Here is a 10,739-nt window from a genome sequence, read left to right on the forward strand (position 1 = left end):
AGCTGCTGCTGGTGCTCATTGGGTTCCGTTCAATTTATCTGCCAGATTGAATACGGCCTGGGCCATCTCGGCTCTGGTTGACAAGCCCTCTGGAGCAAATTTGGCCGCAGACTGACCTTTCATAAGCCCTTGCTGAACCGCTTTATTGACTCCGCTGCGTGCCCAGGCTGAGATGTTGCCTTGATCCTTGTAGACCTTGGCATGATCGGATGTGCTGCTTATCTCTCCGTTACGAAACTCATAGGCACGTACGAGGAGCTCAGCCATTTCCTGCCTGGTTACCGGGCGCCCTGGCTCAAATTTACCAGAGGAAGAGCCGGTTGCGATACCGTAGTGCTGCGCGGCTGTCAGGGCTTCCGTATACCAGGCGCTGTCACTCACATCCGTGAACGGATTGGAGAGCTCTGGTTTTGTAGGCAGCTTAAGCAGGCGGGCGAGCAGAGTGACCAGCTCTGCGCGTGTTACCAGACGATCCGGTGCAAACTGCGTATTCGAGATACCTTCAACAAGATGGTGAGCAGCCATAATCCGCACCGAATTGGATGCCCAGTGATTTGCCGGAACGTCCTCGAAGAGTTGGTTCCATTCCAGTACGGCAATGGTTCCCGGCCTGGTTAGCTCGGAGGTCAGAAGGCCATTCTCCCTGCTGAGCGTACTATTTACGTATTCCCACTGCATGTTGGCTGAGTTGCGGTAATAGTAACCGGCTAAAGATGCTTGGACCGAAGCTTGTCTAATCGTGCTGGTGATTCTGATTGAATCCGGGAAGCTGTCGAGCTTTACCGGGTTCTGCTGGTCAGTCCAGTAAACATCAATTACATAGGCTTGACCGGCTTGCGCAAGCTCAACAGACGGGTTAGCAGCATGCAGTTGTTCCTCTGTAAGCTGCAGCTGTTCGACGTGAACGGTCATCAGCCCCTGGCCGGCTTTATTCCCGGCCTTATCATAGAGGCTCTGGAACACTGAGGAAGGTATGGACAAGGTTAGATCCTCGGTGCTGACCTGCAGACGGCTATTCTGCAACAGCTGAGCTGCTTGGGCAGGCAGGGTTATCTGGCTGCCGGTCATTTCGACTGCAACTAATCCTGCTTTGCCGCTTGTCAGCTGTTCCTTAGTAATGGACGGGGTCAAGCTGTTCCCCGGAGCTGCCTGGCTGCCGCCTATTGTTCCGCTATTGCCGCCGGTGCCGGGCGTTCCGCCGCCTCCCCCGCCAGTGTAAGAAGGAACAGGCGTCTTGATGTCAAGCTGAGGACCATCCGTAGTCCAGGCTTCATAGCGGTTGCCGGCTTCTACTTTAAAGGTATAAGCCGTACCGGATGCAAGTCCGGTGATTTTGGCTGCGTACACGCTTTGTGTCACAGAGGTTATCTGTGCTTCAACTGGCTTAAACAGTGCTTCCGCGCCAGTGCTCATTAGAATCTTATATTGGGACGCATTGTTTGCTGCAAACCAGCTCAGCTCCACTTCATTCTGCGTGACATCCGTCTTTAGCAGCGCACTTCCGGCAGGCCATGAAGGGGTAACCGAAGACAGTGTAACGAGCTGCTCTATAGCCATATGAAGCTGCTCTGCGGCTTGATCAAGCTGTTCCTGCCCAGTATCGGGATTGTCATATAAGGCTGTCGCCGAATCTAGGGCGGACAGGAGAATTGACCACGAATCCGATGTATACAGGGCAGCATCAAGTGTCAGGGCATCGGCAATCTGCTTCGCAAGCTCTGCCTTGTTCGCAGGCGGAAGCTGTACTGTTACCGAGCTGGAGGCTGCGGCGGTACCATCCTTGGCGGTAACCGTAACAATAGCGGTTCCTGCCTGTCTGGCTACGATCGTGCCGTCTTTGACCATCACAATGGCTTCATCTGAACTGGACCATATCAGATCAGTTTCCGTTGCCTCCGCAGGCAGAACGGTTATGCCGTAATTGTAGGTCTTCCCTACTTCCAGTGTCACATTTGGCATATCCAGCTGAATCTCCTGGACCGGAACATTTTTCCGGATGATTTTGACCCAGCTGATGATCGGATCACTGATGCTGGAAGCATCCCGCTTAATCTCGAGCTTGATCTGCCCATCCTGCGCAGCTGTCTCGAACAAATACTCTTCATTCGTATGAGAAGGAGGCGTGTAAGCCGTAAGCTTCGTATCACCGTTCAGAATGACACTCTGCTTCCTTCCGGTATCGTTTACCGGACTCCGGAAGCCCGTCACAACCTCGTACGTGCCGGCAGGAGCTTCGAAAGTGTACGTAAGACCCTTGCCTGTTCCGCCGTTATCTGACAAGACGCTTGTCCAGGGATCGGTGCCGCCGCTTGCCTGCGCGGCTCCATCCGCCGTATAGCCCCACTGTTTTCCGGTTACGGGATCAGCGCCGAACGGCTGGTCTGTCTGAGAATTGCTGAGCCCGAATTTTTCACCCGGCGGCAGCCAATCCGTGTCCGTGCTTCCCGAATCCACATAATACAGCGGCTGGGAAAAGGCGAAGCGCTCGGTGAAATTGATCGGGTAAGTAAACCGGTCTTTGCTTCCGATCAGGTTCTTCATATCAAAATAGGTGCGTTCATTGTCCGGCATGGCCGCGACCCATGGCGAGAAGGTGTGGAAATGAATCTGATTGCCGGATTCATCGAATTCGGCAAACCGCATCCAGCCGTTTCCGCCGTGATACTGGCTCTGATAATCCACCAGAACCTCCAGTACATCGTGCCCAAATGCGTTCTTGCTGACCATGTAGCCTGCACCATGATGATGCCCGGATACGGTCATGAAGATCTGGTCATTATTTTTTACAAAATCATTCCAGTTACGGGTGCCCCGCCAAGAATGCTGCACTTCAGTGCTTTGCTCGCCCTGGAATTCCAGAATTTCATGGCTAATGAGAATTGTCGGGATCGTCTTGTGCTCGCTTAAAACTTTCTGAATCCAGGCGCGGTCAGCGTTGTAATGGTCATCACGCCAATCGGAGCCAATTATCATATATTCGTAGGAGCCGGCTTTAAACAAGCTGTAGGAGCTGTATCCCGAGGGAGATTCGTTGGTGTAGTAAGGCTTGTCGGCATAGCGCTTCTTGCCGAAATAGGTTAAGTAGGGTTCGCTGCCGCCCGTATAAGCATAGTCATGGTTGCCGGCAATTGTCATGTAAGGAAGCTCGGCATAATCAAGATAGGTAATGGCCTTGTTGGAAGCCAGCCATTCGTCCGTCACATTGTACTGGTCCACAATATCGCCCAGGAAGGCGGTAAATACGACATTGTTAGCCTGCGCGTGGCGTGTAAGCCATTTGGTCTGTTCTTCTACGATTTCCGGCATGTAACGAATGGGCTTCTGGATGTCCGGAACCAGTACGATATTGTAATTGTCCGGCTCCTGAAGCAGCGGCAGATTCTCATTATTTCCATATTCCGGCGTACGATCCAGTGAGTTTGGAATCAGCCACTGGTCCACGGGCAGCGGACGATTCACGATTCGCATTTCTTCCAGGTTGCCGGCTAGGAACCGTTTGGCACCGACACCCTCACCTTGACTCGCCGCACCGATATCCCAGCCTTTACCAACAATGCCTGCAAAATTGCTGATCGTCTGGGTTGCATTCCGGAAGTCGGTGACACCATTGACATAAATTTTAGTGTTCTTCGTATCGTTTACGAGCACGATATGATACCAATCCTCCACGCTGTCCAGCGAGAAGGACCAGCTCGTAGGGTTGGATGCCAGGGCGGTGCTGTAATAGGTCCATTGAAGCTCCTTCAGGTTAGAGACGGCCAGCTGTCCGAGGAGATCAGTCTCGCCCTGTGTTTTTCCCGCCAGCGCCCCGGTTCCCTGCCGGTTCAGAATCTTCATCCACGAGTGGGTGTTGCGGGAAAATTCAGCCGGCAGCTTGTAGATCACTTCAATTGTGTATCCGTGGGCAAACTGTTCATCATTGACTGGAGCGGTTGGTACGGTCTCAAAGTATCTTTTGACCGGTCCGGTCTGCGTATTGTTGAAGAGCAGGCTCTTCACTCCGGGACTGCCATGATAATCATCCTCGGACCACTGCAGCACGCTCGCGGTGTCCGGGTGAGCGGCATCCCCGATTGTTACTAGGCGCAGGTCATTACCCCGCTGGGTGAGATCCGATAAGACAAGGTCACCAGCATCAAGTGATCCTGACTGGATGTAGTCCGGTTGAAATTTCCAGTGGGCAAGCGTTTCAGCCTGTGCGGGGTCTTTCATTACAGCGGATACTGTGTTATCAAAATAGGCTGAACCGGTCGACCATAAGCCTGCAGCGCCGGATGACCAGCTATTGTCACTGACTTCAACAACCTTCGACTTGTTGACATATCCGGTCAGGCGGCTGCCCGTTAGCTCAAGACGCAGGGAATAGCTCTGCCCGGCTGTCATAGGGTAGGAGGCGGTCTTCAAAACCTGCTCGGCGTCATGCTCTCTTCTCACAAGTTCCAGATGGCCGCCATTCTTCCCGCTCCATCTTAGCAGGTAGAAATTGGAGGCGTCCTGAACCCGGCCGGCGAGGCCAAACTCTGCTTCCGCCGTGAGAGGAGTGGCATCCGCTTCTATGTAGTAGCTGTCCCAAGACGAATCTCCTGCAGCCGCGAGACCAGGCTGGCCGCTTAGATTCTGGCTGAGAGCCTGGTCGTACACACTATCGCTTACGGATCTGTATACGTTGTCCACGACCGACCATTCGCCGGTGATAGGTGTCCAGGGATTCAGAGTCCGATCCTCGAAGTCCGTGTGCAATCTTCTCGCATCGCGGACGATAATATCATCAGCAGCGAATGGAGCCCAGCGGCTGCGGAATCCGACCGCTCCGGAACGAAAAGTATCGTCGTAGACCTCGATGAGCTTGTGCCCGTCGACAAAGCCTTGGATAATATTTCCTTTTACAACGATTTTGAAGGTCACCCAGGAACCATTCGCGGGATTAAAGGAAGCTTCCTGAAGAAGGGTGTCCGTGCCATTCTTGCGGACAGCCAGGTCCACGCCCTTCTTGGCGGGGTCATACCGGAAGAGGTAGAAATTGTCCTTATCCTGCATCCGTGCAGCCAAACCCGGATAACCCGTTCCGATTTTGACTCTGGATTCAAAGGAGTAGTCCGTCCACATAGGGTCTCCTGCGGTAATAATGGCTTCGCTGCCCGGATCTCCAAAGACAAGCTCACCGGAGCTAACGTTCCAGGCGGAGCCTGCCAAGGTTGTCCATCCGGTTAAATCTCCATCTTCAAAATGATCCTCAAACATGACAGCTTCTGCATTAGCCGCTTGTGCGTTTTGCACAGTGTGCGGGGGGAATCCCAGGCTTGTCCACAAGAGTACAAAAGCAATGAACAAAGCCGCCTTGCTGCGTAAACGGTTAACCAATTCTTTCACCTCTTAGTTTAGAATGTCTGAACTACTATATTTTCTATAGTATTTGTTAGTGGAGAATCATGTCGATGTAACGGTTTTATAACTTTCGCCGCGAGGTTTACGAATTCGTTACAATAGGGGCGGCGAGGTGTCTTTTAAAACAATAAAGAAGCAGCCCTTCAAGGAAGAGCTGCTTAGACTGTCTTGTATAGTTGACGCCGTTTAGCGGACGCCTGCCTTCTCGCGTTCCCAGATTAGGCGCTCACTGCCTTTTTCCGTAAATTCGATTCGGACCGGCTCTATATCCAAGATAACGAAGTCCGGGTCGTCCGGACCGCTGAACCAATGCTTAAGATCTTCTCTCCAAACCTTGGAACGCAGGGACTCATCCTTTGATATCCGGCAGTTGCCTTCAATTTCCACGACATCAGATGGCCAAGAGCCGTCGTAACCAAAGAGCAGATAAACGTTCGGATTTGCTTCAAGCTCGTCTACTTTTTGTGTCTTGCGGCTAGTAGCGAGGTGAATATTCAGCCCGTCATGAAACAGCGCCATGTATCTGACTTTGGGCCTGTTCCCCTCGACGGTGCCGAGTGAACAATAGGGATGACGGTCGAGCGCAGCGGAAATACGTGACTCCAGCTCCTTCTTTTCCATGGCAGATACCTCCTTGTTAATGAACCGTTTTGACCCTCGTATTGTACCCTTCTGGTATGGGAATGAACCGTGTGACCTACTTCCTGTACCGGCTGGGGCTGTGTTAGAACAGACAGTATTCGACATTATTCAACTTCATATGCACTATAGGAGGATATACTGGGACACATCCAGGGCACTCATCATACATCTCTTATTCTCCTGTCACTGTTGATTGCCGCATTCGCGGCTTTTGCAGTTATTACGGGTAACCGGACGCAATGGTCGCGGCAGCTTGCGGGAGGCTTATTCATAGCGCTGGCTGTAGTGGGCATGCACGCCATTCAGGAGACTAGGCTTGCGCTATTCATTGGCGGGACGGCTATCGTTATCCTCATCCTGATCGTCTTTGGGCAGATGTTTGACAAGCGGATTGCGTTAAAGCTGCCGCACCAGCGGCGTTGTTGGCGATGAGCTGAAAATCAGGCAAATTCTGACCATTCTGATTAGTAATGCTGTGAAGTTTACAGAGCAAGGCGGAATCACCATACAAGCCTGGAAGCTGGAAGAGGGAGCGGGAGCAGAGCTGCTTCACGCTGCAGGCCGTGGTGATAATGCGTCCATGTTTACTGTATGTTTTCGTGTCACGGATACCGGTATTGGCATAGCCCAGGAGGACATTGATAAGCTGTTCCAGCCTTTTGTCCAGACGGATGCATCTATAACGAGAAAATATGGCGGTACCGGCCTTGGTCTGGCGATATGCCGCAGACTCACGGCTTTGATGGGCGGGGCTATTACGGTATCATCTCCACCGGGCGGCGGCTCGGAGTTTACTTTCAGCGTGAGATTGAGCCCTGCTCTGCTGCTGAATGACGCTGGGTAAGAACTAATGAAGTAAGCGGCCGGAAGGCAAAGAAAAGCACCAAAAGACCGGGCACATGCAGTGCCCGGTCTTTTGGTGCTTTATTGTTAGCGGAAAAAGCTGAAGGCTGCGGCTCTAAGTTAAGGCACAACGCTGCGGATAACGGTTAAGGAGCCGGTCAGCTCGTAGCTGCCAAGATTAGCAGGAAGCAGGAAGCATTCACCAGCGTTCAGCGGCAGTTCGCCATCTGACCAAGAGAGCTTGCCGCTGCCTCCGGCAATGACGAGCACCACAAAGCTTTCAGGTGAGGTGGAAAGCTGGGATTGGCCCTCGATGACCCCTTTCTCTACAAGAAAATAGGGGGATTCTGCAATAGTCAGCCAGCTTCCAGGGGCAGTATTGTCCGTCTTCATCCGGGCTGCACCCGAGCCTTCGTAGGCGATAACGTTAAGTGAATCTTCAATATGCAGCTCACGAGGCTTGCCGTCGAGTCCCGGCCGGTTGTAATCATAAAGGCGGTAAGTGGTGTCGGAGTTCTGCTGGATTTCGGCCACGACAACTCCTGCGCAGAGAGCATGTACGGTACCGGCAGGGATATAGAAGGCATCGCCAGCGTGGACCGGCACTTCCTGGAGACAGTCCATGATTCGCCCTTCCTGAACAGCCGACTCGAGATTTTCACGGTTCACGCCATCCTTAAGACCATAGATGATTTTGGCACCCGGCTTGGCGTCTAATATGTACCACATTTCGGTCTTTCCTAGCTCGCCTTCGGGGAGTCCCTCGTACTGGTCGTTGGGGTGAACCTGAACCGATAGGTCGTCATTGCAGTCGAGGAGCTTGATCAGCAGCGGGAAACGGCCGTTCTTTTCCGAAAAGCCTCTGCTGCCGAAAAACTCCCGCCCATACGCCTGGCGAATTTCATCAAGTCCCATGCCGGCAAGCTCTCCGTTAATGACTTTAGTTGTTCCATTCGGATGATCGCCAATCATCCAGCCCTCACCAATAGAGCCTTCCGGCAGCTCAAGACCGAATTTCTCAAGTGCTCTTCCGCCCCAAATCCGCTCTTTCATTTCTGGTTTGAATTTCATGGGATAAGGTCTAACACTCATATTGCACGCTCCTTTATCCAAATGTTCTCTATATATGTTAGCTGACCCCAGCGAGGTGCCGTAGGGCTCTGGATGCTTGTACGGATACAGCATAGCAGATCTGCCTTACATTATTTAGATGGGTTACCCGGCAGCAGGCTCAAACAGCTCAAGCAGTTCGCCGTCGGGGCCGTAGAAGAAGAAGTATCTGCTGCCATCGGGAAGTACGGTGATGTCGGTGTCGCGGAGCGGTATGTCCAGACGCCGCAGACGTTCTACATCCTCATCGAGATCATCAACCGTAAAGGCAATGTGATGAACCTTGCCTTCTGCAGGCAGCGTATCGTTATAACCCTCGATCAATTCGAGTACGGTCTGATCGCTATCCTGGAAGCACAGGAATGCCAGCCGGATTACGCCATTGGTGTGAAGCATAGTCCGGATATGCTGCATGCCCAGCGCCTTGGTATAGAACTCGACTGATGTCTCTATGCTGCGGACCATCAGGCCGACATGCTCAAGCTTGCGAATAGCCATAAGTGGATCACTCTCCTGGTTCTAATTTACATATAAATGCATCATGCTGCTGCCGCTTATCTGCGTTCAACGGCGATCAGGTAGGGAGCGGAAGGCTTCTGAACCATCCGGTATGTCATGGCTTGTCCGGTAGCTGAGGGCAGCTGCGCGGCCCAGGCCAGAACGGCTTCCGCCTCCTCGGCGCCGCCTGCATGGCCGGGATAGACAACGATGGTCAACACGCCGCGCGGGCGCAGAACGGTGAGCGAGGCTTGGAGAGCGGTAAGGGTGGATTGCGGCTCTGTAATAATACGCTGTGTTTCTTCCGAATCCGCGTTCGGGAGGTAGCCGAGATTGAACATGACGGCAGCCGCTTGGCCGTGATACACCGCGGGCAGGTGCTGGAGCATGTGCTCGTGACTGGCAAGAATCAGCTTCAGAGATTGGGCGGCTGAGCCGCATTCACGACGAACCCGCTGCTCAGCTGTTTGAAGGGCAGTCTCCTGCACGTCAAAACCGAATACAGCTCCCTTAGGACCTGTTAGATTGCAGAGCACCGATGTATCAATGCCGTTGCCGACTGTTGCATCAACCGCGCAGTCGCCCGGCTGAACACGATCCTGAACGAGCTTGTGCGCCATAGCGAGAACGGATACGAAGCCCATCAGTACGTCCCCCAGAGCCGGCCTTGCCAGGTGCCTCGGCGCTGAAGCTCGTCATCAATCGCATTCAGAACCTCCCACTTTTTGAGGCTCCACATTGGCCCGATGAGCAGCTCCCGGGGCGCATCGCCTGTCAGGCGGTGAACAATCATCTCGGGGGGCAGGAGCTCTAGCGTGTCTGCGATTAAGCCCACGTATTCATCCCGGTCCAGAAATCTCAGAAGTCCGGCTTCGTATTGTCTGACCATTGGAGTTTTGCGCATCAGATGGAGCAGGTGTATTTTGATGCCCTGCACATCCATTTTGGCTACCGCCCGACCTGTGGCCAGCATCATTTCGTGGCTTTCCTGAGGAAGTCCGTAGATGATATGGGTGCATACCCGGATGCCGCGGGCCCGAAGCTTGGCTACAGCTTCCTCATAGCATGCCGTGTCATGTGCACGGTTGATCAGGTCAGATGTAGACTCATGAATCGTCTGAAGCCCCATTTCCAGCCAGAGATATGTTCGTTCATTAAGCTCAGCCAGATAATCGATGACATCATCCGGCAGACAGTCCGGCCGGGTTGCAATCGACAAGCCAACGACGCCGGGCTGCTTCAGAATCGCTTCAAAATATTCACGCAGCTCCTCGACAGGCGCGTACGTATTGGTGTAAGCCTGAAAGTAGCCGATATAGGAGGCCTCAGGCCACTTCTGATGCTGCAGGTCCCGGATTTTATTAAACTGGACGACGAGGTCGTCCCGGCGGCTTCCGGCAAAATCGCCTGAGCCTCTCGCGCTGCAGAAGGTGCAACCGCCTGTTGCGATGCTGCCGTCGCGATTGGGGCAGGTGAAGCCGGCATCAAGCATGACCTTGAATACCTTGCCGCCGAACTGCTTCCGCATTTCGTAATTCCAGGTGTGGAATCGTTTATCTCCCCATAAGCGGGGTTCATCATGTATGTCGGTTGATGCCATTGTTGTCATTGCAAAGCTCCTTTATCCGGATTGCTCGGTTGAAACGCCAAGCGCAGCTGTTAGCCCTCGACTCCACAATTATACCTGATAAGGAGCGGACAGTGCCAGCCGCATTGGCGAACAAACCCGTGTGGTCGCAGCAGGGAATGCTGCAGGGACGGCAGGCTTGGCGAACGAATTGCCTGAGGGAGAGATGGTTCGTCCGGAACTGGAAACTTAGGCGCAAGAACTTAATCTGTAAGCGATTTCACCATTGCATTACCTTACACTTTATGTTATATTAAAAGTGCGCCAAATCAATAAATAAACCTTACATCATCTATTTTTCGCCACTTTTTATAGCGGCGTGCCTAACTGGGAATACTTTTTTATATTACTCGTGAGGTGATGCGTAGTGAATCAAGTGAAAATTCCTCAAGGCGATGCCAAAGTTAAGGTGGAACTGACGGTTAAGGAATTGATGGCCTTGACCGGCGTCCGGTTTCACGACAATCATACGATGAAGGCAGCTGCCCGGAAGAAGCTGAATGAGGCGCTGGAAGAGACATATGAGATTGAGCAGGGCAAGGAAACAAAGCTGCTGAACTAGATAGATCGGCCGGATCCGTGATCCGGCCTCAGACTGTCGACAAAGCCCCACTTCGGGGCTTTGTCTTGTTTC

9 protein-coding genes are annotated in these 10,739 nt (G+C 52.9%); 3 read left to right on the plus strand and 6 right to left on the minus strand.

Features of this window, described 5'->3' with window-relative positions; all coding sequences use genetic code 11:
- Positions 1-15: 15 nt before the first annotated feature.
- Both L1N82_RS08765 and L1N82_RS08770 read right to left on the minus strand, forming a co-directional pair.
- Entirely contained in the window at positions 16-5,361 is a 5,346-nt protein-coding gene (locus tag L1N82_RS08765) for an S-layer homology domain-containing protein (protein WP_235287013.1), read from the minus strand.
- 210 nt (positions 5,362-5,571) lie between these two features.
- Positions 5,572-6,006 (minus strand): pyridoxamine 5'-phosphate oxidase family protein, encoded by a 435-nt coding sequence (locus tag L1N82_RS08770; RefSeq protein WP_235287014.1) that lies wholly within the window; start codon positions 6,004-6,006, stop codon positions 5,572-5,574.
- A gap of 210 nt (positions 6,007-6,216) precedes the next feature.
- Here L1N82_RS08770 and L1N82_RS08775 point away from each other — a divergent pair, with 210 nt between their 5' ends.
- Both L1N82_RS08775 and L1N82_RS08780 read left to right on the plus strand, forming a co-directional pair.
- Positions 6,217-6,459, plus strand: a complete 243-nt coding sequence (locus L1N82_RS08775) for a hypothetical protein (RefSeq protein ID WP_235287015.1) — start codon at positions 6,217-6,219, stop codon at positions 6,457-6,459.
- Between the two features lie 43 nt (positions 6,460-6,502).
- Complete coding sequence (locus L1N82_RS08780) at positions 6,503-6,871, plus strand: ATP-binding protein (protein ID WP_235287016.1); 369 nt, start codon at positions 6,503-6,505, stop codon at positions 6,869-6,871.
- A 119-nt stretch (positions 6,872-6,990) separates the two neighbouring features.
- Here L1N82_RS08780 and L1N82_RS08785 read toward each other — a convergent pair whose 3' ends face one another.
- The 4 genes from L1N82_RS08785 to L1N82_RS08800 form a co-directional block, all read right to left on the minus strand.
- A complete protein-coding gene (locus tag L1N82_RS08785; RefSeq protein WP_235287017.1) occupies positions 6,991-7,962 on the minus strand; it encodes a type I phosphomannose isomerase catalytic subunit in 972 nt (323 codons plus the stop codon).
- A 123-nt stretch (positions 7,963-8,085) separates the two neighbouring features.
- Positions 8,086-8,478, minus strand: coding sequence for a VOC family protein (locus L1N82_RS08790; RefSeq protein ID WP_235287018.1), 393 nt, complete (start codon positions 8,476-8,478; stop codon positions 8,086-8,088).
- A gap of 56 nt (positions 8,479-8,534) precedes the next feature.
- Positions 8,535-9,122 carry a class I SAM-dependent methyltransferase gene (locus L1N82_RS08795; RefSeq protein ID WP_235287019.1) on the minus strand — a complete coding sequence of 196 codons (588 nt, stop codon included), beginning with the start codon at positions 9,120-9,122 and terminating at the stop codon, positions 8,535-8,537.
- The gene (locus L1N82_RS08800; RefSeq protein WP_407946728.1) at positions 9,122-10,087 is read right to left on the minus strand and encodes a TIGR01212 family radical SAM protein; all 966 of its coding nucleotides are present in this window, start codon (positions 10,085-10,087) and stop codon (positions 9,122-9,124) included. Before L1N82_RS08800 ends, L1N82_RS08795 begins: the two co-directional genes overlap by 1 nt.
- A gap of 385 nt (positions 10,088-10,472) precedes the next feature.
- Here L1N82_RS08800 and L1N82_RS08805 point away from each other — a divergent pair, with 385 nt between their 5' ends.
- On the plus strand, positions 10,473-10,667 hold the full coding sequence (locus tag L1N82_RS08805) for a hypothetical protein (RefSeq protein ID WP_235287020.1): 195 nt from the start codon (positions 10,473-10,475) through the stop codon (positions 10,665-10,667).
- Positions 10,668-10,739: the final 72 nt, after the last annotated feature.

The sequence above is a fragment of the Paenibacillus tarimensis genome, from assembly GCF_021532315.1.
Lineage (GTDB): Bacteria > Bacillota > Bacilli > Paenibacillales > Paenibacillaceae > Paenibacillus_I > Paenibacillus_I tarimensis.

What these genes read in the sequence shown, in the direction of transcription:
- L1N82_RS08795 (WP_235287019.1), bottom strand. Translation starts at nt 9,122, where the DNA reads ATGGGCTTCGTATCCGTTCTCGCTATGGCGCACAAGCTCGTTCAGGAT.
- L1N82_RS08800 (WP_407946728.1), bottom strand. Translation starts at nt 10,087, where the DNA reads ATGACAACAATGGCATCAACCGACATACATGATGAACCCCGCTTATGG.
- L1N82_RS08785 (WP_235287017.1), bottom strand. Translation starts at nt 7,962, where the DNA reads ATGAGTGTTAGACCTTATCCCATGAAATTCAAACCAGAAATGAAAGAG.
- L1N82_RS08770 (WP_235287014.1), bottom strand. Translation starts at nt 6,006, where the DNA reads ATGGAAAAGAAGGAGCTGGAGTCACGTATTTCCGCTGCGCTCGACCGT.
- L1N82_RS08790 (WP_235287018.1), bottom strand. Translation starts at nt 8,478, where the DNA reads ATGGCTATTCGCAAGCTTGAGCATGTCGGCCTGATGGTCCGCAGCATA.